Below are 21653 nucleotides of genomic sequence, written 5' to 3'. Positions count from 1 at the left end.
TCAATCGGTTCGCCGATTGGCGGACTCATCATTGAGTCTATTCCCTGCCGCTGCGGCGTTGCCGACTGCGCCCGAATAGCGTCATCGCGGGGAGCACATGAACGAGCGATCCGGTCCCCTCACCTGGGGCCAGTACCTGCCGTGGGTGACGCAGAACGCGGCACCGGACAAGAACACCTACTTCATGATCCTGACCTTCGACGTGATCGCACCGCCGGAGGCCACCGTCGAGACCGCGCTCGGTCTCCTCGACGACATCGTGGAGCGCTACGAGGGGCTCCGGACCACCTTCGAACCCGCCGACGGGGCCACCCGCCAGGTCGTGCACCCGATGCGCGCGGACGGCTATCCCCGCTCGGTGTCGCAGGCCCACCCGGCCGACGGGGAGCCACCGGCCGAGACGACGGCATGGCTCACCGCGCCCTTCGACCTGACCGGCGCCTGGCCGCTGCGGGTCGCGGCGTGGCGCCGGGCCGACGGCCGCTGGGTGCTGCGGCTCGCGGTGCACCGCATGATCCTGGACCGGGAGGGCTCGATCGTCATCCGGGGCTGCTTCCACCGGGGCTTCCGGACCGGATCCATCATCGACGGCACCGAGCCGCCCGCGTGGAACCCGATCGACATCGCCGCCTTCGAGCAGTCTCCGGCCGGCAGCCGCCGGGACGAGCGCGCCTTCGACTACTGGCGCCGCGCGATGATCACCGCCCCGGAGACGCTCTTCACCACGGCACGCCCCGGCCGGCCCGACGACTCCCGGTTCACGATCTTCCTGGGGCGCGAGGACCTCCGGCCGATCGTGCGCGACCTCGCCGCCGCCTTCCGCGTCACCGAGCCCGCCATCCTGACCGCCACGGCGCTGGCGATCCTCTCCTGGGTCGGCGGCTGGCCCCGGGTCTGCGCCACCATCGCCTCCAACAACCGCAGCCACCGCGACCTGCGCCGCTCGGTCAGCCCGATGCTCGACCGCAGCCTCATCAACGTCGTCGCCGACCCCGCACAGACCTTCAGCGCCTGGGCCGGGCTGGTGGCCGCCGCCACGATCGGTGCCTACCAGCACAGCCACGCGGACCCCAACACGCTGCTGCGCGCCGCCGCCGAGGTGGGCCTGGAGCGCGGCGTCCAGCTGGAACGCCTGCCGATCCTCAACATCTTCGGCGTCGGGGCGGCCGCGACCCGGCGGCCCGACGTTGTGCTGCCCGCGAACATCCCGCCCGTTCCCGAGGACGAGTACCGGGCGAAGCTGCTGCCCGGCCCCCTCGACGGGGTCTACCTGCGGGCGCAGATCCTGTGGCGCCGGGTCACCGTCGAGCTGATCGGCGGCGAGCAGATCTTCGACTTCGCCACCGCCGAACGGGTGGTCGCGCTCTTCCCCGCCGTGCTGGCGGCCCTCGCCGCCCAGGGCGACCTGCCACTGGGCAAGCTCGCCGAGGCGGTCGCGGAGGTCGGACCGCCCGGTCCGGCCGACACCGTCGTCACCGTCGACCACACCCGGGTCGACCTGGCCGGGGTGTCCACCCTGCTGGGCGAGGTCGCGGGGGTGGCCGACTGCGCGGTCTTCGCCCGGGCCGGGCGGCTGCACGCCTTCCTCGTCGGCGACGACCGGCTCACCGATCTGCGGCGGTTGCGGCTCGCGGTCCTCGGCCGCCTCCCCGAGCACCGGCAGGTGCTGGCCCCGCACCTGTTCACCGTGGTCGCGGCGGCACCGGCACAGCGCGACGACCACGCCGCGTGGTCGGCCGCGACCACCCTCGCCGAAGGGTCCGGCAGCACCGACGAACCGCTGCTGCCGCAGAGCGACGCCGAGATCGCCCTCGCCGCGGCGATCGCGGCCGCCCACCCCGCCCTCGCCGCGGACCGGATCGACCTCGCGCTCCCCTACTCGCTGGCGGGTGGGCGGTTCGAACGCGTCGCCGAGCTCCTGGTCGAGCTCCGCGCGCGCGGCATCGAGGGGATCACCGTCGACGACCTGGTGGGTACGCAACCGCTGCTGAACCTGATCCGCACCCCGTGACGACCGTCCTGATGGTGGCCCACGGCACCGACGGCGACGTCGCGCCGGTGATCCGGATCGGGGCGGAGCTGCAGCGGCGCGGGCACCGGGTGGCGCTGCTGACCCACGCCCGCTACTCGCGGCGCACCCGGGCCGCCGGGATCCGGTTCGTGGCCGTCGACACCGTCGCCGCCGACGCGGACAGCCAGGCCGACGGTGTCGCCGACCTCAACAGCATCGGCGAGCGGACCGACCTCGCCGCCGTACGCGACTACTACGAGCGGCACGGATTCGGTGCCCAGCTCCGCTTCGAGTGCCGGGCCCTGCGACGGCTGCACCGCCCCGGCGAGACCGTCCTGGTAGGACTGAGCCTGTCGTGCCTGTCGGTGCTCACCGCGGCCGAGCTGCTGGGCGCCCCGGCGGTGTGCCTCGCCGCGTCACCGCACCACCTCGCCGTGCTGGACCGGGCAGCCGCCGAGTATGCCGAGATCTTCGGCACCGGCGTGGACCTGGTCCGGGCGGAGTTCGGCCTGCCGGGCATCGCGGACTGGGTGTCGTGGCTGGGCAGCGCGGGCACCCGGATCGGGACCTGGCCGGCGTGGTTCGACGCGGCCGGTGCGCGGGCGCCGGACGGCGTACACCTCACCGGTTTTGTCCTTGGCGATGAGGACGGCCCGGCGGCCGGGCCGCTGCCGGAAGCGGTGACCGGCGATGCCGTCCTCGTCGCGGGGAGCACGGGTGCACTGAGCAGCGCGCGGTTCTACCGGTCTGCGGTGTCCGCGGCCGTCGCCACCGGGCGGCCGGTGATCGTCGCGACCCGCAGCCCGGAGCTGCTGCCCGACCCGCTGCCGTCGGGGGTGCGGTGGTTCCCGCACCTTCCCTTTCGGGAGGTGGTCCCGCAGGTCGCGGCGGTGATCCACCACGGCGGGATCGGGGTGAGCGCGCGGGCGCTGGTGTCGGGGACGCCGCAGCTGATCCTGCCGTCCGGGTTCGACCGGCCGGACAACGCCCGGCGGCTGGCGGCGGTCTCGCTGGCACACTGGCTGCCGCAGTCGTCGTGGGAGCCGGATGCGGTGCTGCGCCAGCTCGACGCCGTCCTGGCGCGGGGGCGGGTGACCCTGCCGCAGCCGCTGTCGCAGCCGATCGACGCGGTGTCGGCGACCGCGGACGTGGTGGACGCGCTCTGAGCGTGACGGGCCGGTGGCCGCGATCGCGGACAGTGACGCGCCTGCGCTCCGGGACCACCACCTCGCACGGCGCTTTGCTCTGCTTACACCCACGCAGCGGTGTCGGCGACCGCGGACGTGGTGGACATGCTCTGAGCGTGACGGGCCGGCGGCCGCCATCGCGGACAGTGACGCGCCTCCGCTCCGGGACCACCACCTCGCACGGCGCTTTGCTCTGCTTACACCCACGCATCGACCACTAGATCCGGACATTCCCGGTGATGCGCCGGTGTAAGCAGAGCAAAGCGCCGCGCACACGAACAGGCCACCCCACCAGTCCGTTGACACTGAGTAACGGTCATGGCCACACCGACCCGCGGCCGCGCTACTCGCGCACAGGGCACCGCAAACCGGGGCGGCCAGGATTTCGAACTCGATCGTCTAACGGATCAGAGATTCGCCGGTCGCCGTGTCGATGACGTTGATCGCCTCGGCGGGGCAGGAGTCGGCGGCCGCGAGCAGGTCCTCGTCGGGCTCGACGAGCTCCCGCAGCGGCAGCGCCACATAGCTGTCCATGAAGAGGTGCCGGGGTGCGATCCCCACGCAGCTCCCCGATCCGATGCAGGCGCCGGTGTTGACCCGCACCCGCCAGGTGGCCTCGGGATTCACCAGGTCACCGGCAGTGACTGCGGTCCCCGGATCAGCTGTCCGGTCTTCCATGGGATCTCCTCGGCGGTGACGGCGAGCCGCAGGTTCGGCAGGCGCCGGATCAGCGTAGCCAGCATGGTTCGCAGCTCCATCCGCGCCAGCGGCCCGCCGAGGCAGTGGTGGACCCCGTGGCCCAGCGCCAGGTGCGGGTTGGGCGACCGGGCCAGGTCGATCTCGTCGGGGTCGGTGAAGACCCGGGGATCGCGATTCGCCGCGGCGGTGTGGACGAGGACGGGCTCACCCGCGCGGACCGGCCCGCCGGGCAGCTCGACGTCCTCCCGGGCATAGCGGGGGAACATCGCGAAGGCGGCGATCGGCGAATAGCGCAGCAGCTCCTCGACGGCGGTCGGCAGCAGCTCGGGCTCGGCCCGCAGGCGGTGGAGCAGGTCGGGCCGGGTGAGCAGCAGGTACATGAAGTTGGGGATCTCGGCGGAGGTGGTCTCGAAGCCGACGCTGAGCAGGGTCGCCGACAGGTGCAGCAGCTCGTCCTCGGTGAGGCGGTCGTCGTCGTCGCGGGCCTGGACGAGGGCGCCGAGCAGGTCGGCGTCGGTGGGTTCGCGGCGGCGGCGGTCGATCAACCGTCCCATGTAGATGCCGAGGCGCGCCCTGTACTCGACGATCTTCTCCGGGGACAGCGAGGTCGTGGCGACGATGACACTGGCCCAGGTGCCGAAGCGCTTGCGGTCCGCGACCGGAACGCCGAGCAGCTCGCACATCACCGTCACCGGGAACGGCAGGGCGAAGTGCTCCACCAGGTCCAGCGGCCCGCCGTGGGCGATCATCTCGTCGACGAGCCGGTCGGCGAGCTGCTCGGTGCGCTCCCGGAGCTGCTCGACCCGGCGGACGGTGAACGCCTTGACGACGAGGCCGCGGATGCGGGTGTGCTCGGGCGGGTCCAGGGAGAAGATGCCGCCGTCGGTGAGCTGCTCGACGGTCCGCGGCTCGTCGCGCCCGAACGCACGGCTGAAGCGGGCGTCGGCGAGCACGGCCCGCACGTCGGCGTGGCGGGTGGCGAGCAGGGCCAGGTCGCCGTAGGGCATGCGGACCCGGGCCAGTGGCTCATCGCGCTGGAGCCGGGCGTAGGCGGGGTCCAGCAGCATCCGGTCGGGCTCGCCGAAGGGGTAGCGGCGGACGGTCTCGAGCACCGCGTCACCACCCGGCGGCGACGGCCGCCACGAGTTCCCGCTTGTGCGAGATGGAGACGTTCACCTGCTCGATCTCCACGCGTTGGGCGGCCAGGGCGGCGCTGTCGGCGAGGGTGACGGTCGGCGCACCGGAGGAGCCTCGTTCGACGACGATGTCGCGGGGGACGACGCTGTCGAAGATCCCGACGCCGAGCACCTTGAGCACGGCTTCCTTGGCGGCGAACCGCCCGGCGAGGAACTCCCGGCGGCGGGTGCCGCTGAGCGTGTCGGCGTGGGCCATCTCGACGTCGGCGAAGAAGTAGCGCACGAACCAGGCCCGCTCGATGAGCCGGTCGAGCTCGTCGACCGCCACGAGGTCGACGCCGAGGCGCATCATGCCGTGACGCTCAGGACCGTGGTGATGTAGTCGGCGAGGGTGCCGACGGTGGCGAAGTCGTCCATGCTCAGGCTCTGCGCGTCGATCTCGATGTTGAGCGCGTCCTCCAGGGACATCAGGAGCTCCAGGATCGAGGTGGAGTCGAGGTGCAGGTCCTCCAGGAGGCGGGTCTCCTCGGTGAGGCCGGTGACCTCCTCCTTGCGCACCTCGGCGATCGAGCTCTCGACGACGGCGACGATCTCGCTGCGCTCCATGACGACTCCCCTTGCCACAAATGATCTTGAATGTGATGCGACTTCGAGCATATATGTCTATGCCCCGCTGAACCATCGCCACCACGGGGATCGACGGCTCTCTGTCGCCGCACTAAAATTCGCGGATGCCAGCCGACACATGGTTCGTCACCGGCGCCTCCTCGGGCCTCGGCCGGGCGCTCTGCGAACGCCTGCTCGCCCGGGGCCACCGGGTCGCCGCCACCGCACGCGACCCGCAGACCCTCACCGACCTCGCTCCCGCCGACGCGCGGCAGTGGTGGACCGGCCGACTCGACGTCACCGACCACGACCAGCTCCGCCGCTGCGTCGACGACGCCTTCGCCGCGTTGGGCAGGATCGATGTCGTCGTCAGCAACGCCGGCTACGGCCTCTTCGGCGCCGCCGAGGAGGTCACCGACGAACAGATCGACCGGCAGCTGCGGACCAACCTCGTCGGGCCGATCCAGCTCGCCCGGGCGGTGCTGCCACACCTGCGGGCGCAGGGCGGCGGCCGGATCGTCCAGATCTCCAGCGCCGCCGGGCAGGTCGCGCTGCCGAACATGAGCATCTACCACGCGTCGAAGTGGGGTGTGGAGGGCTTCTTCGACTCCCTCGGCACCGAGGTCGCCGGATTCGGCATCGGGGTGACCATCGTGGAGCCGGGCAGCGCGCCGACCGGGTTCGCCGCGCGCAGCCGGGAGACGGGTCCAGCACTGGCGGCGTACGCCGAAACTCCGGCCGGGCGAGCGCGACGCGCGATCGAGGACGGCACCGTGCGCCAGCCCGGCGATGTCGGCCTGATGGCGGAGGCGATCATCGACTCCGCGGCGGGCGAGCCGGCACCGCGCCGCCTCGCCCTCGGCAGCGACGCCTACATGATCATCCGCAAGTCGCTGCGGGACCGGCTCTCCCGGTTGGAGGCGCAGCAGGAGCAGGCCCGGTCCACCGACGCCGCGGCCCGCAATGTCGCCTGAGATCGCCCGGGCGGGCAGCTTCCCGGTGGCGTTCCACGGCCTGCCCGAGCGGGCGGCACCGCTGACCGTGGGGCAGCGCAACGTGCTGATCTGGCTCGGCAAGGCCGGCACGGCGGCGATCGGCGTCAACAAGTGGGCGCTCACCGTCCCGCCCGGCCGCACCGTCGACGACGTCCGGGCCGCCCTGTCGCGGTTGGTCGCCGACCACGAATCGCTGCGCACCTGCTTCGACCTCGACGGCGAGCAGCGGCAGCGGGTCCTCGGTGCCGGTGACCTGCCCGTCGAGGTGTTCACCGGCGACCGCACCGTCGACGACGACACGGCCGTGGACCACCTGCACCACCGGCTGCGCCACCCGCCCTTCGACCCGGCGACGGAGCTGCCCGTCCGCATCGGGCTGCTCGTGGTCGACGGGACGGTGCGGACCGGCGTCATGACCTTCTCGCACCTGGCCCTCGACATCGGCGGCGCGGCGCTGGCGGGACGCCGGTTCACCGAGCTCGCCGCCGACCCCGCCGCCGCGCCGCTCGCCGACGGCGCCTGGCAGCCGGTCGAGCGCGCGGAATGGGAGCGGTCACCGAGCGGGCAGCGACAGCTCGGCAGCGCCCTGCGCTACTGGGAACGGCAGCTCCGCACCGCGCCCCACTGCGTCTACGCCGTACCCCTCGCCCCCCGGGCGCCCGCCGACTGGGCACCGCCGGGCAGCAGCGCGGCGGACCGCCGCTCACCCGCTTTCGAGCTGCGCAGCCCGGCCGCCGCCATCGCCGTGCCGCACATCGCCCAGCGGACCGGGGTCAGCCCGACCATGGTCGTGGTCGCCGCGTTCGTCGCCGTTCTGGCCCGGCGGACCGGCCATCCCCGCTGCGCCTTCATCTCCCTGGTCGGCAACCGGCTCGGGCGGCACCTGCACGGTTACGTCGGCACGATCGCCGGGCCGAGCCTGGTCCAGGTCGAGACCGACGCCGCCGGCTTCGACGATCTCGCCCGGCGCACCGGCAACGCGTCGCTCGGTGCCGCGCGCCACTCCGTCGTCGACGTGGCCGCGCTCAACGAGCTCTCCCAGGAGGTGTACGCCCAGCGCGGCGTCGCCTTCGCCCGCGACATCGTCGTCAACAACATCCACCACGCCCTCGGCAACCACACCGTCGACCCGACCCCGGCCGACCTGTCCGGCATCCCCGCGGCGGCAGCGCTGACCAGCACCAAGTGGACATCCTGGGAACGCGTACCGCAGCTGCTCAACTTCCGGATGTTCCGCCTCGACGCCACCGCGCTGACCTTCCGCCTCGCGACCGCCTCCGTGCGGTGGGTGCCCGCCGCGGACCTGGAGATGCTGTCCCGGGGCATCGAGGCGCTGCTGATCGCCGCCGCCGACACCGATGTCGACCTGGCGGAGCTGACCGAGTGCACCGGCGTGGAACCCGTTGCGCGCGGACCCGGCTGGCACTACGTCGACGGCTGCTGGATCGAGCTGGCCCAGGCTCGCAGGCTCGTCGCCGACGCACTGAAACCGGCGGTGACCACGGTCCTCGTCGAGCCGGCGCCGGACGGCACTGCGGTCCTCGTGGCCTACGTCGCGGGCGGCCCGGCGGACAGCCCGGAGAAAGCCCATGAGCTCTGCGTGGCGGCGCTGCCGGGGCCCGCCGCGCTGGACTACCTCGCCTACACGACGATCGCCCCCGGCCGCTACGTCCTCTGCGCCGATGCACCGTCCGACGTGGACGATGACCGCGCCTGGCGGGGCCGGGAGGTGCTCAGCTCCGGGGACGGCCGGCCGGCGGCGCCAGCAGACCCGCCCTGACCTGGCGACGGCGGGCCCGGCGCCAGGCCCGCTCCAGCAGCGCGTCGAGCAGGCGGACCACCCGGTCCCCACCGCCCTCCCGGTTGTACTCCGGGAACGTATGGGCCGCCAGCGAGGCCGCGAACGCCGCCGGGTCGAGCACATGTGCCGCCCACGCCGCCCCGGACCCGGGATCGGCCCGCAGCTCGTCGTAGGAGAGGTAGGCGACCCGGTCGGGCGGCAGGCTCGCCACGGTGAAGGCGAGGCGCAGCGCGCTGCGCCGGACCCGCCACCGCGACCGCGCCACCATCGCCGCCCGCTTGGCCGGGTCCATCAGCACACCGAGGAGCTGCGCGGCGGCGGTGCGGTCCCCCATCAGCGCGCGCAGGTAGCCGCTGGAGGTGACGTACCGCTCCCAGGCCCGCGCCATGCTCTCCTCCATCGAGGCGAAGCCTCGGCGGACGAGCAGGATGCGGGCGTCGGGGAACTGGCGCAGCAGCTCGCGCTCGCGACCGGTGTCCCACGGGTTCTTCAGGATGACGATCCCGGTGCCCGGCTCCGCCGCGATCTCCGCGACGAGCGACTCCAGGATGCCGTCGCGCGCCGCCCGCTCACCGAACCCGTAGTCGCCGGTGACGTGGTGCAGGAGCCAGCCGTACTCCTCCGGGGTGGACTCGGTGACCGGCAGCCGGTCCACGCCCCGGTCGGGCACCTTCTGCCGGGCTCCGGCGGCCCGCAGGAAGCGCTCCAGCGTGGGGATGTGCCGGGCGAGCTGCCCCACGGTCAGCGTCGCGCCCCCCGTCGATTCGGTGGCCGCCGCCGTCACCAGCGTGGTGCCGCTGCGGTGGAAACCGCTGACGAAGAGGACCCGGGTCGACATCGGTTCAGCCTATGTCGATCCGTGGATGGCGGACAGGGGCGTAGCGGATCACAATGTGCGGATGGCCGAACGCCCCATCCTCATCCTGGCTACCGGACAGCGGTGCGGCAGCACCTGGCTCCAGCGCGCCCTCACCACGCACCCAGGCGTCTTCATCTGGGGCGAGCACGGCGGTGCCCTCGACACGATGCTAGCCGCCGCCGACACCTTCGCCGCCTGGAGCAACGACCAGGGTGCGCTCGCCGGCGAGGAGTTCGAGGCGGCGGGCACATCCGGCTTCATGGCCAACCTCGCCCCCACCGAGGCGGTGCTCCGCGAGCAGGTGCACGCCATGATCCGCGGCCTGTTCCGGCGGCTGCCGGACGGCTCCGAACCCGCCGGGGAGCTGCGCTGGGGCTTCAAGGAGGTCCGCTACGGCGCCGCGTTCGCCCGCCGGTTCACCGGCTACTTCCCCGAGGCCCGGGTGATCCACCTGACCCGCGATCCGATCTCCGTGCTGCGCTCGCTGGGCTGGTGGGAGCTGACCTCCGGCGGGCGCTGGAAGCGGGAGCGGACGGTCGCGGCGCTGCACTCGTGGCGCGACATCAACGGGTCGTTCCTCGACGCGCCCGACCTCGCCGGGACGGTCCTGCCCATCCGGTACGAGGACCTCACCGGCGACCGGGCCGCCGTCCTGGCGTCGATCTGCGCCTTCCTGGACCTCGATGTCGGCGCGGTGGATCACGGCATGCTCGACGACGTGGTGCACGCACCGGCGCCGTGGGGCCGGACGCGGCGCAGGCTGGCACCGCGCGACGAGGTGGTCGAGTCCTACGCCGAGCACCTGGAGGACCCCGACCTGATCCGGGTCGCCGCCCACTTCGGCTACCCCCTGACCGCGTCCGAAGGGCGCTGAGCACCGCCTCCTATAGGACCAACTCTTCAAGAGTTGGTCCTATGGGAGGGATCGAGCACGTGAAGGCGGCCTATTCGGTGTCGACGACGAGGACCGACAGGTAGCCGAGGTCCGGGTCGTGGTCGACGACGACCGTCCGGCCCGCCGCACCCAGCTCCTCGGTCAGGGTCCACCACGGTGCCGTACACACCATGTCCGCCACCACCCGGTCGGGACCGATCACCGTGACCAGCGACGGCCCGTCCGGCAGGGCCGCGAGCTCGGCGGCGACCATCGCGTCCACATCGGACAGCGCGACGCCGGTGCGCCGGCGCAGGGCGGTCACCCGGTGGGAACCGGCCGCCTCCAGCAGCAGCGCCACCGCCGTGTCCTGCCCGGGAACGACCGTGCCCGGCGGGGTCTCGTAGGGCACGTCGCCCTGCTCGACCACGATCAGCACGGCCCGGTGGGCCAGGCCGGCCGCCAGGTGCTCGCCGATCAGCGCCAGTGCCGTGAACGGCGCCGCGGTGCCCTGGTCGGAGACGGCGAAGCCGAACGGGTCACCCGCCGAATGCTGGTTGAGGCGGGTCGTCACGCACCGACGCGGATCGATCTCGGGAACGGTGTAGGCGATGACGATCAGGTCCGGTGGTGACGCCTCCGGTACCAGGTCGGCCACCATGGCGTCGCTCATCGCCGCGTAGGAGGTGTGCGACCGGGCCAGCACGTCCTCGCGTACGCCGACACCGTACGGCCTGGCCAGGTCCTCGGTGTACTGCTGCAGGCGCGGGCTGCCCTCCCCTTCGCCGGTGAAGGAGCGCCGCCGCACCGCCGCGATCCGCAGCGACGCCGGCACCGTGCCGGGGTTGGGCGGTGTGGCGAAATACATCGCGGTTCCTACTCCTTGTAGAGGCGCTGCGGGCGCATCAGGTCGGCCGGGCGGTCCCGCTCCCGGACCAGATGGTCGACGCCCTCGTCGACGAGCACCTCGGCGGGGTAGCCGTGGCTGAGGAACAGTCCCGGTGACGCGGTCGGCCCGTAGGCGCCCGAGCGCAGCACCCCGAACAGGTCGCCGGGGCGCACCGCCGGCAGCGGCACGTCCTTGCCGAGCTGGTCGTTGGGGGTGCAGAGCGGCCCGCAGACCTGCCACGTCTCGTCGGCGTCCTCGTCGATGCGGTTGAGCAGCGCCATCGGGAAGTTGCGCTTGACGAAGGAGCCGATGCCGACGGCCGCCATGTGGTGGTTGGTGCCGCCGTCGGTGACCGCGTACTTCTCCCCCATCGACGTCTTCACATAGCGCACCCGCGCGACGTAGGTGCCGCTGTGCGCGGCGAGGTAGCGGCCCAGCTCCATCGCGAGCCGGGTCCCGGGGTGGGCGTCGGCGAAGGCGGCGAAGAGCGGGTTGAGCCCGGCCGCGAGCACCTCGTGGTCGAGGTCGGTCTCCTTGGCGAAGTACGCCACCCCGAGCCCGCCGCCGACATCGACGAGGTCCAGCGCGATGCCGAGCCGGTCGGACAGCTCCTGCGCCAGCTCCAGGATCCGCGCCGTGTTGTCGACGATGTCGGACTCCTTGAGGATGCGCGTGCCCAGGTAGACCTGCACCCCCAGGAAGCGCACGTGCGGGTGCCGGGCGACGAGGTCGGTGGCGGCGAGGAGCTGGTCGCCGTCGATGCCGAACTGGCGCGGCTTGCCCGACATGGTGAGCCCGGCACCGGTGGTGGTGAAGCTCGGGTTGACCCGCAGCGCGACCGGTGCCGTCAGGCCACGCTCGGCCGCGAGTTCGTCGATGCGCCCCAGCTCCTCGAACGACTCGCAGACGATGGCGAAGATGCCCTCGTCGAGGCAGGCCGCCAGCTCCTCGTCGCTCTTGCCGGGGCCGAGGAAGATGATGTTCTCCGGGTCGACGCCGGCCCGCCGGGCGGTCATCAGCTCCACGATGGACGACACCTCCGCGCGGGCGCCGAGCGAGTGCAGCAGCGCGCAGATGGAGACGTTGGGGTTGGCCTTGAGCGAGTAGAACATCTCGACCCGGGTGTCGAGCACGTCGCGGAGCTGCTGGAACTGCCGCCGCAGCACGTCGCCGTCGTAGACGAACAGCGGCGTCCCGTAGGTCTGCGCCAGGGCGGTGATCCCGATGCCCTGGATCGTCAGCTCACTCATGGATGGCTCCCTCGATCTGCGTGTCGATCTTCTCTAGTTCGGCCGCCGAGTCCGCGACGAGCACGCCGTAGAGGCGGCCGGTGAAGGGCCCGCCGTCCTCGGTGGCGCCCGCGTTGACGGTGGCGAAGGCGTTGACGATGAGCCCGGCACCGCCCGCGCGGTCGAGCAGCAGCCCGCCGAGCCGGTCGCGGAGCCGGTCGAAGGGCAGCCGCTCGGTGAGCTTCAGGTCGAAGTGGCGGGCGAGCGCGACGGCGTCGGGTCCGATCAGCTTCTCGGCGAGCGTGGCCTGGTAGGTCGACATGTTGCTGCGCGCGTTGATCTCGGTGACCGGGTAGACGCCGCCCGCGGGGTCGAGCATCGCGTCCACCCCGACCACGCCGCTGAAGCCGTCGGCGGCGAGCCGGTCGCCGAGCAGCGCGGTGGCCCGGTGGACCTGCTCGAGCTGGGCGCCGTCGAGCCCCGACGGCATCTGATGTCCCTTGTGGACACCTGCCTGGGTGACGGCCCGTTTGACGAAGTCGAAGTGCACACCGCCGCCGGTGCCGATGGTGAACTGGTAGTTCAGGTCGACGTCCTTCGCCACCCACTCCTCGATGAGCAGCGCGACCCGTCCGTGTCCGCCCTGCGCGGCGTCGCGCTCGACCTCCTTTACCACCATCCGGTGCAGCCGGTCGAGGCGGCGGGGATCGTCCACGACCACGATCCCCTTGCCGGAGACGCCGAACGCGTCCTTGACCACGACCCGCCGCCCGGCCGCGAGTACCTCGTGCGCGGCGGTGACGGCGGCGGCGAACTCGTCCAGGTCGTCGCAGGCCCACCCCTGCGGCTGGCGCAGGCCCAGCTCGTCGGCGACGCGACGGCTGTAGACCTTGCTGTTGACCGCGCGGCACACGGCCGCCGACGGTCCCGCCACCTCTATCCGGGTACGCCGGGCGAGCTCCTCCTCCAGCGCCGAGATCCCGTGCGGCAGCAGGTAGGTGCCGGGGCTCGCGATCCGGCGGAGCTCCTCGATGACGGTCTCGTCGGCGAGGGCGTCCTCGGTGACCATCCGCCCCGGGTCCTGCCCGGCGACGGCGACCACCGTCGGCAGCTCGAATCCCAGCTCCGCCAGGTAGCTCAGGTAGGCCGGGTCGGGTGCCGTCTTGAGCAGCACGTAGTCGTCGGCACCGGCGAGGGTGATGGCCAGCTCGTCCATCCGGTTGACCACCACGTCGGAGGCGCCGAACGACATCCGGGGCAGGCTGATGGCGCCGACCGCCCACTGCCGCTCGACCTCGACGTTGCCGATGAAGACGAACCGCGCCGCCGCGTCACCGGTGAGCGCCGTCTTGAGCCTGCGGGTGAAGCCCTCGCCCATCCCAACCTCCTCTGTCTGCGCAGCCCTAGTGCTGCAGGACCATCGCGGCGAAGGTGGCACCCGTGCCCACCCCGATCATCAGGTAGTGGTCGCCCGGCCGCAGCCGTCCGCTGTCGACGGCGGTCCGGTAGTTGAGGAATCCGTCGCCGCAGAAGCAGTGCCCGGTCTTCGGCACGTTCTCCAGCAGCACCCGCTCCACGGGGAAGCCCATGAGGTCGCAGATCCGCTCCCAGGAGATCGTGTTGACGTTGTGCGGCAGGATCAGCGCGATCTCCTCGGGGCGCAGCCCGGCCTGCTCGATCGTGGCCTGGATGACCTCGCCGAGGATCTTCGGGTAGTCCTCGCGGTACTGGGCGGCCATCTCGTCGGAGATCCGGAACGTGTCGAACTCCCCGCGCAGCTCCACGGCGTAGGTCAGCACCCGGTCCCGCTCGCCACCGGCCCGTACCACGCACGCCACCGACGCCTCGCCCATCACCGACGTACGCGGGACCAGCATCGCGCCCCGGGTGAAGGCCTTCTCGCCGGTCAGCACCAGCGCTCGGGCGTCCGGATCGCCGGTCGCGGCGAGCAGCCGCCCGGCGAGGTCGACGGCGAGCAGCCCGGCGGCGCAGGCGTGCTGGGTCACCGCGAAGGCGACCGCGTGACCCAGCCCCGCCCGGGCCAGGGCGTCGTGCAGCGGGTTCGCCGGGTAGGGCGCGACGACCGGGATGGACCTGGCGTAGACGACGTAGCGGATCCGGGCGGCCCGCTGCGGGGTGAGCTCCAGCCGGGTGATCGCACCGAGCAGGAGGTCGGCCAGATCGCCCTCGTCGCGGGGGACCTCGGCGAGCCCGAAGTAGCGTTCGAAGACCTTCATCTCTGGGACGGTCATCCCGAGCTGCTCGCGCAGGGTGCCGATGCGGACCCGGTTCTCGGGGAGGTAGACGGCGACGGATTCCAGCGACGTCACAACGGGACTCGGGCCAGGCGCTCGCCGAGATAGCCGGCGAGCGCGTCGATGCTGCGGTTGTCCCAGGCCACCTTCGGCTCCATCGGCAGGCCGAAGGTGTCCTCGACGTCGCCGCAGAGCATCAGCGCGTACATGGAGTCCAGGCCGGACTCGGCGAAGGACGCGGCCGGGTCGATCTGGTCGGCCGACCGGTCCAGGTAACCGGCGACCTGGGCGGTGAGCCAGTCACGCAGCGCCGTGAACGACTGCAGGTCGGCCGTAACGTCCACCGGCGTTGTCCTTTCGGTATTGGCGGCGGAGCTCGGGGTCGAGCTCCTCGTGGAGCGGATCGAGGGCTGCGTTCATGAAGTGTTCGCGCATGAGCGCCCGCTGGACCTTGCCGCTGGCGGTCCGTGACACCCCGCCGGGGCGCAGCAGGACCACGGCGGCGGCGTGGAAGCCGATCTGGTTGGCGGCGTGGTCGCGGATGAGCCCGACCAGCTCGGCGAGCCGCTCGGTGTCCCCGGCGAGCTCGCCGGAGCACTCCTGGAGGATCACCACGTGCTCGCCCTGCGGCTGGCCGGGCACCGCGACGACCGCGCCGTAGCGGGTGTGCAGGGCCTCGTGCAGCGATCGGACCTCGTCCTCGATGTCCTGCGGGTGCAGGTTGCGGCCGCGCACGATGAGCAGGTCCTTGAGCCGGCCGGTGATGTAGAGCTCGCCGCCGTGCACGGCGCCCAGATCACCGGTCCGCAGGTAGCCGCTCTCGCCGCCAGCCAGCGTCCCGCCGAAGGTGGCGGCGGTGGCGGCGGCCGCGCCCCAGTAGCCGCCGGCGACGCCGTCGCCGCGCAGCCACACCTCGCCGACCCCGCCCTCGGGCAGGGGGGTCGAGGTGGCCGGGTCGACGACGATGATCTCCATCTCGCACGGGTTGCCGCAGCTGACGATCGTCGGGGTGTCCCGGGTCGCGGGCACGGGCCTGAACTCGTTGCGCTCCAGCAGGTCCCCGTCGACGGCGTGGACCGTCGGTGCGATGCCCCGGGCGCCCACGGAGGCGTAGACGGTCGCCTCGGCCATGCCGTAGCCGACGGTCAGCGCCTCGCGGCGGAAGCCGGCCGGGCCGAAGCGCTCGGAGAACGCGTCCAGGGTCCGGGCCCGCACCGCTTCGGCGCCGATCCCCGCCACCGTCCAGCAGCTCAGGTCCAGCCCGGCGACCTGGGCGTCGGTGACGTGCCGGGCGCAGACCTCGTAGGCGAAGTGCGGGGCGAGGGAGATGTCCACCCGGTGGCGCTCGATGAGCTGCAGCCACCGCACGGGGCGCTTGAGGAACTCGAAGGGCGACATGAAGACGCTGGTGGCGCCGAGGACGAGCGGCTGGAGCAGCTGGACGATCATGCCCATGTCGTGGTGCATGGGCAGCCAGCCGCCGAAGCGGGACTGCTCGCTCGCGGCCATGACGCGGCGGGTCATCGCGACCTGCGCCAGCACGTTGTGGTGGGTGATGACCACGCCCTTGGGGTCACCGGTCGAGCCCGACGTGTACTGCAGCATGACCGGCGAGGCGGCGTCGGCGTCCGGCGGAGTCCACGGCGGCGCGTCCGCAGCGTCGTCGAGCGCGTCAGTGGCCGCGCAGAGCACGTCGGCCAGGCCGGCGGCGTCGCGCCAGGCGGTGACGGTGGGCAGGCTCGCCGACTCGGTGAGCGCGACGGCGATCCCGGCGTCGCGGGCGATGCCGGTGGCCTGCTGGTCGCGCTGGCGGATCCCGGCGGCGGGCATCGGCACGGGCACGGCGATCACGTCGGCGTAGAGGCAGCCGACGAAGGCGACGGCGAACCCCAGACCGGGCGGGTAGAGCAGCATCGCCCGGGATCCGGCGGGCATCCGGGCGCGCAGCCAGACGGCGAGGCGCTGCGCGGCACGGTCGAGATCGGCGTAGGTCAGCGCGATGTCGGCGGTCGCCACGGCCGGGTCCGCCGCATAGATGAGCGCCGACCGATCGGCGCGCTCGACGGCATGCCGACGCAGCACCGCCGCAACGGTGACCTGTGCAGACACCTGCCCACTCCCCCTCCGGTCAGGCGGTTACGGTGGACACGCTATCATTAACATAGATCAAACTAAACGAATAAATCTTTAACTCATCCTCCTCCCCCGAGGGCGAATCCCCAGCCGCACGGCCGAGTCACGCCGTCCAATAGGTGGAAGCGATGATGATCGCTTAGTGTATCTATTTGAGTACGTGACATTACGCTCCCGCGGGCTCCGGCCCGCCATCATCACGGCGCTCGCAGTCTCGATCATGACCACGATCGTGAGTGCCGGTGCCACGAACAGCTCCGCGGCTCCCGCCTTCGGCCTCAAGCAGTGGGTGGGCTCCTGGAGTGCGGCGTCGTCGGTCCCCGGACCGGCCAACCCGGCGCCGTTCGCCGGATTCAACGACCAGTCGGTCCGCTCGATCGTGCGTACGTCGATCAGTGGCGACAGCGTTCGGCTCCGGTTCGCCAACACCTTCGGCGACCGCCACATCACCATCGGGCACACCACCGTCGCGCTGCCGAACGCCGCCACCCCCGAGCGGACCGACGTCGACAGCGCGACCATCCGCGAGGTGACCTTCGGCGGCAGCCCGACGACCCTGGTGCCCAAGGGCGCCGAGATCGTCAGCGATCCGATCGCGATGACCGTCGCCGCACTGCAGGAGCTGGTCGTCACGAGCCACCTGCCGACCCCCACCGGGCCGCCGACGTTCCACAACGTCGCGTCGGCCCAGACCTACGTGGGCGCCGGCGATCAGGCGGCCACGGCCGTCGGCACCGGATTCACCGTGGTACGCACCAACATCTACTTCCTCACCGGGGTGGATGTGCAGACGTGGAAGGCGCTGGGCTCGATCGTCGTCCTCGGCGACTCCATCGTGGATGGCGCGTTCTCGCAGTTCAACGGCTACACCCGCTGGAGCGACCGGCTCGCCGAGCGGCTCCAGGCGGAGAAGCCGCTCGGACCGTTCGAGCTCGGCGTCCTCAACGAGGGCATCGGCGGCAACCAGCTCACCCACGACGGCTCCGAGGTCGGCGCGGCGGGCTCGCCTGGGCTCGGCGTCAACGGCCTGGCCCGGCTCGACCGCGACATCTTCGGTCAGGCCGCCGTCCGTGCCGCCTTCGTGTGCCTCGGCATCAACGACATCCAGCTCTCCAACGACCCTGCCGAGCGCGTCATCGCCGGGCTCAAGCAGGCGGCCCTCCAGGTACGCGAGCGCGGCCTGATCGCGATCGGCTGCACCATGACGCCGTTCGAGGGCTACGTCAACTGGTCGCCGGAGAAGGAGGCGACCCGGCAGGCGGTCAACACCTGGCTGCTGGGCAGCAACGACTTCAACGGTGTCATGGACTTCGACGCCGTCATGAAGGACCCCGCCCAGCCGACGAAGCTGAAGGCCGAGTGGGACAGCGGTGACCACATCCACCCCAACCCGGCCGGTTACACCGCGATGGGCAACGCGATTCCGCTGCGCCTGTTCGGCTGAGACGAAACATCGTGCGGCAACGGCGTACTCATCTGGCACCATGGATGCCTCACGGTGAGTACGCCGTTCCGCCACGGCCAGCCCGAGGGAGCAAGTCGTTGAGTGACGCCGCCCTGGAAGTCCGCGACCTGGTCAAACGCTATCCGAAGCGGAAGGTCAACGCCGTCGACGGGCTGTCGTTCCAGGTGCGGACAGGTGAGGTCTTCGGCCTGCTCGGACCCAACGGCGCGGGCAAGAGCACCACCGTCGGCATCCTCACCACCCGGGTCCGGGCCACCTCGGGCGAGGTCCGCCTGGCCGGGGTCGACGTCCTGCGCAACCCGGTCGCGGCCCGGTCCCTGCTCGCCGTGGTGCCGCAGTCGAGCACCCTCGACCGCTCCCTGACCCCCCGGCAGAACCTCACCTTCCACGCCGCCTATCACGGCGTCGGCCGGGCCGAGCGGCGAGCGCGCGCCGTGGACCTGCTCGACCAGTTCGGGCTCACCGAGCGCGCCGACGACAAGGTCGCCTGGTACTCCGGCGGCATGGCGCAGCGACTGATGATCGCCCGCGCGCTGATCCACGAGCCGAAGGTGCTCTTCCTCGACGAACCGGCCACGGGCCTCGATCCGCAGAGCAAGCTCTTCGTCTGGGAACGGATCCGCGAGCTGCGCGCGCGTGATGTCACCATCGTGCTCACCACCCATGACATGTCCGAGGCCGCCGCGCTCTGCGACCGCGTCGGCATCGTCGACCACGGCAGGCTCCTCGCCCTGGACACGCCGACGGCGCTGACCCGGGAGCTGACCGGCGGCTCGACCCTGGAGCTCGCCGTGATCCCGGCCGCGGGGGCCATCGCCCCGACCGCGGAGTCGCTGCTGGAGGTCCTGCTCAAGATCGAGGGGGTGTCGAGCGGCTCCCGCATCGACGCCGGACCCGGCGGCGACCCGGACGGGCTGCGCCTGCGGCTGCACCTGAGCAGCGAACCACCGGAGCTGATCGGCTCCGTGGTGACGGCGATGGCCGACCGCGCGGCCGTCGTCACCGACGTGCGCGTCGCCCAGGGCAGCCTCGGCGACGTCTTCATCGAGCTCACCGGAAGGGACCTGCGTTGACCGCGCTGCACCCCGCGCCCCCGGTCTCGCCCGCCGCCTCGGCCTGGCTGGCCTTCCGGGCGATCCTCTGGCGCGATGTCTTCGTCACCGGCAAGGAGTTCTGGGTCCTGCTGATCCAGGTCGCCATCGCGCCGCTGTTCATGCTCTTCATCTTCGCCAAGGTCCTCGGCTCCATGCAGGTCGTCGCCGGAGATTACGGCCACACGCTGCTGCCGGGGATCGTCGCGCTCTCGACCTTCCTCGCCGCGCTGCAGAGCGTCGCCCTGCCGCTGGTGATGGAGTTCGGCTTCACCAAGGAGATCGAGGACCGGCTGCTCGCCCCGCTGCCGACCAGTCTCGTCGCGGTGGAGAAGCTGGTCGTGGCGATGCTGCGGGGCATGGTCTCGGCCGCCATCATCTACCCGGTCGGCGCGCTCATCATCGGTACGGCGCCGTGGCATCCGCAGGGGTTGCCGCTGCTGATCGCGATGCTCGTCCTGGGCTCCTGGGCGGGCGGCGGGGTCGGCATGACCATCGGCACCTTCGTCCCGCCCCACCGGATCAACATCATGTTCGGGCTGATCATCACGCCGATCATGTTCACCGGGGCCGTGCAGTACCCGTGGTCGTCGCTGGACTCGATGCGGTGGTTCCAGGTGATCACGTCGCTGAACCCGCTGACCTACTGCGCGGAGGGGGTCCGGGCGGCGATGGTCCCGGAGATCGTGCACCTGCCTCCGGCGGTGGCCGCGGCGGCGCTGGTCGGGTTCTCGCTCCTGTTCAGCGCGCTGGGAATCCTCGGCTTCAACCGGCGCGCCCTCAGCTGACAGTCCGGGATTCGACCGGTCCGGCGGCGGGAGCGGGGTGACCTTGGTTAGGGTGGCCGCGTGACCGATCGCTACGACTCCATGACCTACCGCCGCGCCGGGCGCAGCGGCCTCCTGCTGCCGGCCATCTCGCTGGGCCTCTGGCACAACTTCGGGCATGCCCGCCCCCTGGAGACCCAGGCGGCGATCGCACGGCGTGCCTTCGACCTCGGCGTCACCCACTTCGACCTCGCCAACAACTACGGCCCGCCGGCCGGCTCCGCCGAGGAGAACTTCGGCCGGATCCTCGCCACCGAGCTGCACGGCCACCGCGACGAGCTGATCATCTCCACGAAGGCCGGCTACTACATGTGGGAGGGTCCCTACGGCGAGTGGGGCTCGCGGAAATACCTCACCGCGTCGCTCGACCAGTCGCTGCGCCGCCTCGGCCTCGACTACGTCGACATCTTCTACTCGCACCGGTTCGACCCGGAGACGCCGCTGGAGGAGACGATGGGGGCGCTCGCCTCGGCCGTCACCTCGGGCAAGGCGCTCTACGTCGGCATCTCCAACTACAACGCCGAGCAGTCGGCCCGGGCGGCGGCGATCCTCGCCGAGCACCGGATCCCGCTGCTCATCAACCAGCCGTCCTACTCCATGGTCAACCGCTGGCTGGAGGGCGACGGGCTGCTCGACGCACTCGAGACCGCCGGTGCCGGTGCCATCGCCTTCTCGCCGCTCGCTCAGGGGCTGCTCACGGATCGGTACCTGAAGGGCGTACCCGCCGACTCCCGGATCGCGACCAGCCACTTCCTGAACGAATCCGCGCTGAGCGAGGAGATGATGGCGAAGGTCGTCGCCCTGGGCGCGATAGCGGCCGGGCGCGGGCAGTCGCTGGCGCAGCTCGCGCTGGCGTGGGCCCTGCGCGACCCCCGCATGACCAGCCTCATCATCGGCGCGTCGAGCGTCGGCCAGCTCGAGAACAACGTCGCCGCGCTGAACAACCTCGGCTTCGACGACGCCGAGCTCGCCGAGATCGAGAAGATCCTCGGCTGAGCGCTGTCCGGGGCTACGGTCGGGCGGACGCCCCGCCCGTAGCCCCGGACGGCGGGATCGGCCTGATCTCGAAGGTCAGCGAGTCGAGGTTCGGACCGCCCGCTCCCGTGGCGGCGGTCGCCCGGATGACGATCGGACCGGCGAGGACGGAAACGCTCAACGCCGTGCTCTGCCACACGTCCCAGCTCGTGGTGCTGCCGAACGCCAGGTTGCGGGCGACCAGCACGCCGTTGACGGTGATGTCCATGGGCCGGTTCGTCGCCGAGCCGTTGGCATAGCGGAAGCCGATATACATCGAGCCGGCGATCCCGGTGCTCGTCGCGAACTGCACGTAGGAGCCGGCCGCGCTGTTGTAGTCGACGAATCCGGTGCCGGTGTAGCCGCTGTGGTCGGATGCGACGGCTCCGCCGCTGATCGTGGCGTTCTCCGCCTGGAACATGATCGGGGCAGCCGCCGCTCCGGTGGCCGGCAGGAGCCCGAGCACCATGGCGGCGAGCGCGACGACGGAGGCTCGACCGATCGACATTCGTCTCATCGTTCCTCTGTAGTCCATCGACGAGCATCACGTCAAGGCGCGTGGAGGGGCTCGACGACCGGGAG

The 21653-nt window shown here is 71.8% G+C and carries 21 protein-coding genes; 9 read left to right on the top strand and 12 right to left on the bottom strand.

What is annotated here, in order from left to right:
* Nucleotides 1-97 precede the first annotated feature (97 nt).
* Both F4553_RS37205 and F4553_RS37200 read left to right on the top strand, forming a co-directional pair.
* Nucleotides 98-2011, top strand: a complete 1914-nt coding sequence (locus F4553_RS37205; protein ID WP_184845940.1) for a condensation domain-containing protein — start codon at nt 98-100, stop codon at nt 2009-2011.
* On the top strand, nt 2008-3177 hold the full coding sequence (locus F4553_RS37200) for a glycosyltransferase (RefSeq protein WP_184845938.1): 1170 nt from the start codon (nt 2008-2010) through the stop codon (nt 3175-3177). The genes F4553_RS37205 and F4553_RS37200 overlap by 4 nt, the downstream gene beginning before the upstream one ends.
* A gap of 420 nt (nt 3178-3597) precedes the next feature.
* On the opposite strand, the gene F4553_RS37195 is transcribed toward F4553_RS37200, so the two are convergent.
* From F4553_RS37195 to F4553_RS37180, 4 genes are read right to left on the bottom strand one after another with little or no spacing between them, the layout of a single operon-like run.
* A complete protein-coding gene (locus F4553_RS37195) occupies nt 3598-3825 on the bottom strand; it encodes a ferredoxin (protein WP_312875538.1) in 228 nt (75 codons plus the stop codon).
* Entirely contained in the window at nt 3822-5009 is a 1188-nt protein-coding gene (locus F4553_RS37190; protein ID WP_312875537.1) for a cytochrome P450, read from the bottom strand. The genes F4553_RS37195 and F4553_RS37190 overlap by 4 nt, the downstream gene beginning before the upstream one ends.
* 4 nt (nt 5010-5013) lie before the next feature.
* Complete coding sequence (acpS, locus tag F4553_RS37185) at nt 5014-5385, bottom strand: holo-ACP synthase (RefSeq protein WP_221470631.1); 372 nt, start codon at nt 5383-5385, stop codon at nt 5014-5016.
* Nucleotides 5382-5639 (bottom strand): acyl carrier protein, encoded by a 258-nt coding sequence (locus tag F4553_RS37180; RefSeq protein ID WP_184845934.1) that lies wholly within the window; start codon nt 5637-5639, stop codon nt 5382-5384. The genes acpS and F4553_RS37180 overlap by 4 nt, the downstream gene beginning before the upstream one ends.
* A gap of 125 nt (nt 5640-5764) precedes the next feature.
* On the opposite strand from F4553_RS37180, the gene F4553_RS37175 reads away from it, so the two are divergent.
* Nucleotides 5765-6613, top strand: a complete 849-nt coding sequence (locus F4553_RS37175) for an SDR family oxidoreductase (protein WP_184845932.1) — start codon at nt 5765-5767, stop codon at nt 6611-6613.
* The gene (locus F4553_RS37170; RefSeq protein WP_184845930.1) at nt 6603-8414 is read left to right on the top strand and encodes a condensation domain-containing protein; all 1812 of its coding nucleotides are present in this window, start codon (nt 6603-6605) and stop codon (nt 8412-8414) included. The genes F4553_RS37175 and F4553_RS37170 overlap by 11 nt, the downstream gene beginning before the upstream one ends.
* Here F4553_RS37170 and F4553_RS37165 read toward each other — a convergent pair.
* On the bottom strand, nt 8368-9273 hold the full coding sequence (locus tag F4553_RS37165; RefSeq protein ID WP_184845928.1) for a sulfotransferase: 906 nt from the start codon (nt 9271-9273) through the stop codon (nt 8368-8370). The two genes, F4553_RS37170 and F4553_RS37165, sit on opposite strands and share 47 nt — an antisense overlap.
* 61 nt (nt 9274-9334) lie before the next feature.
* Here F4553_RS37165 and F4553_RS37160 point away from each other — a divergent pair, with 61 nt between their 5' ends.
* Nucleotides 9335-10168 carry a sulfotransferase family protein gene (locus F4553_RS37160; protein ID WP_184845926.1) on the top strand — a complete coding sequence of 278 codons (834 nt, stop codon included), beginning with the start codon at nt 9335-9337 and terminating at the stop codon, nt 10166-10168.
* A 70-nt stretch (nt 10169-10238) separates the two neighbouring features.
* Here the strand turns inward: F4553_RS37160 and F4553_RS37155 are convergent, their stop codons facing one another.
* The 6 genes from F4553_RS37155 to F4553_RS37130 are packed head-to-tail and all read right to left on the bottom strand — an operon-like array spanning nt 10239 to nt 16650.
* Nucleotides 10239-11036, bottom strand: a complete 798-nt coding sequence (locus F4553_RS37155) for a hypothetical protein (protein ID WP_184845924.1) — start codon at nt 11034-11036, stop codon at nt 10239-10241.
* Between the two features lie 8 nt (nt 11037-11044).
* Nucleotides 11045-12307 (bottom strand): type III PLP-dependent enzyme, encoded by a 1263-nt coding sequence (locus tag F4553_RS37150; RefSeq protein ID WP_184845922.1) that lies wholly within the window; start codon nt 12305-12307, stop codon nt 11045-11047.
* A complete protein-coding gene (locus F4553_RS37145; protein WP_184845920.1) occupies nt 12300-13664 on the bottom strand; it encodes a preATP grasp domain-containing protein in 1365 nt (454 codons plus the stop codon). Before F4553_RS37145 ends, F4553_RS37150 begins: the two co-directional genes overlap by 8 nt.
* Nucleotides 13665-13689: 25 nt before the next feature.
* Nucleotides 13690-14616, bottom strand: a complete 927-nt coding sequence (locus F4553_RS37140; protein ID WP_184845918.1) for a 3-oxoacyl-[acyl-carrier-protein] synthase III C-terminal domain-containing protein — start codon at nt 14614-14616, stop codon at nt 13690-13692.
* Complete coding sequence (locus F4553_RS37135) at nt 14613-14885, bottom strand: acyl carrier protein (RefSeq protein WP_221470630.1); 273 nt, start codon at nt 14883-14885, stop codon at nt 14613-14615. Before F4553_RS37135 ends, F4553_RS37140 begins: the two co-directional genes overlap by 4 nt.
* Nucleotides 14842-16650: a fatty acyl-AMP ligase gene (locus F4553_RS37130; protein ID WP_184845916.1), complete on the bottom strand. Its 1809-nt coding sequence runs from the start codon at nt 16648-16650 to the stop codon at nt 14842-14844. The genes F4553_RS37135 and F4553_RS37130 overlap by 44 nt, the downstream gene beginning before the upstream one ends.
* A 184-nt stretch (nt 16651-16834) precedes the next feature.
* Between F4553_RS37130 and F4553_RS37125 the strand changes: the two genes are divergently transcribed.
* The 4 genes from F4553_RS37125 (at nt 16835) to mgrA (ending at nt 21053) form a co-directional block, all read left to right on the top strand.
* A complete protein-coding gene (locus tag F4553_RS37125) occupies nt 16835-18118 on the top strand; it encodes an SGNH/GDSL hydrolase family protein (RefSeq protein WP_184845914.1) in 1284 nt (427 codons plus the stop codon).
* A gap of 98 nt (nt 18119-18216) precedes the next feature.
* A complete protein-coding gene (locus F4553_RS37120) occupies nt 18217-19212 on the top strand; it encodes an ABC transporter ATP-binding protein (RefSeq protein ID WP_246467593.1) in 996 nt (331 codons plus the stop codon).
* Entirely contained in the window at nt 19209-20018 is an 810-nt protein-coding gene (locus tag F4553_RS37115; protein WP_246467591.1) for an ABC transporter permease, read from the top strand. The genes F4553_RS37120 and F4553_RS37115 overlap by 4 nt, the downstream gene beginning before the upstream one ends.
* 60 nt (nt 20019-20078) lie before the next feature.
* On the top strand, nt 20079-21053 hold the full coding sequence (gene mgrA, locus F4553_RS37110) for an L-glyceraldehyde 3-phosphate reductase (RefSeq protein WP_312875536.1): 975 nt from the start codon (nt 20079-20081) through the stop codon (nt 21051-21053).
* A 13-nt stretch (nt 21054-21066) separates the two neighbouring features.
* Here the strand turns inward: mgrA and F4553_RS37105 are convergent, their stop codons facing one another.
* Nucleotides 21067-21579, bottom strand: a complete 513-nt coding sequence (locus F4553_RS37105) for a carbohydrate-binding protein (protein ID WP_184845910.1) — start codon at nt 21577-21579, stop codon at nt 21067-21069.
* Between the last annotated feature and the right edge of the window lie 74 nt (nt 21580-21653).

Origin of the sequence: Allocatelliglobosispora scoriae (genome assembly GCF_014204945.1) — a bacterium.
Lineage (GTDB): Bacteria > Actinomycetota > Actinomycetes > Mycobacteriales > Micromonosporaceae > Allocatelliglobosispora > Allocatelliglobosispora scoriae.
This window is presented reverse-complemented; position numbering and strand designations above follow the sequence as displayed.

Excerpts from the sequence above, each read along its gene's own strand:
- F4553_RS37150 (WP_184845922.1), bottom strand. The coding sequence starts at position 12,307 with ATGAGTGAGCTGACGATCCAGGGCATCGGGATCACCGCCCTGGCGCAG.
- F4553_RS37180 (WP_184845934.1), bottom strand. The coding sequence starts at position 5,639 with ATGGAGCGCAGCGAGATCGTCGCCGTCGTCGAGAGCTCGATCGCCGAG.
- F4553_RS37155 (WP_184845924.1), bottom strand. The coding sequence starts at position 11,036 with ATGTATTTCGCCACACCGCCCAACCCCGGCACGGTGCCGGCGTCGCTG.
- F4553_RS37205 (WP_184845940.1), top strand. The coding sequence starts at position 98 with ATGAACGAGCGATCCGGTCCCCTCACCTGGGGCCAGTACCTGCCGTGG.
- F4553_RS37175 (WP_184845932.1), top strand. The coding sequence starts at position 5,765 with ATGCCAGCCGACACATGGTTCGTCACCGGCGCCTCCTCGGGCCTCGGC.
- F4553_RS37160 (WP_184845926.1), top strand. The coding sequence starts at position 9,335 with ATGGCCGAACGCCCCATCCTCATCCTGGCTACCGGACAGCGGTGCGGC.
- acpS (WP_221470631.1), bottom strand. The coding sequence starts at position 5,385 with ATGATGCGCCTCGGCGTCGACCTCGTGGCGGTCGACGAGCTCGACCGG.
- F4553_RS37170 (WP_184845930.1), top strand. The coding sequence starts at position 6,603 with ATGTCGCCTGAGATCGCCCGGGCGGGCAGCTTCCCGGTGGCGTTCCAC.
- F4553_RS37105 (WP_184845910.1), bottom strand. The coding sequence starts at position 21,579 with ATGTCGATCGGTCGAGCCTCCGTCGTCGCGCTCGCCGCCATGGTGCTC.
- F4553_RS37165 (WP_184845928.1), bottom strand. The coding sequence starts at position 9,273 with ATGTCGACCCGGGTCCTCTTCGTCAGCGGTTTCCACCGCAGCGGCACC.
- F4553_RS37145 (WP_184845920.1), bottom strand. The coding sequence starts at position 13,664 with ATGGGCGAGGGCTTCACCCGCAGGCTCAAGACGGCGCTCACCGGTGAC.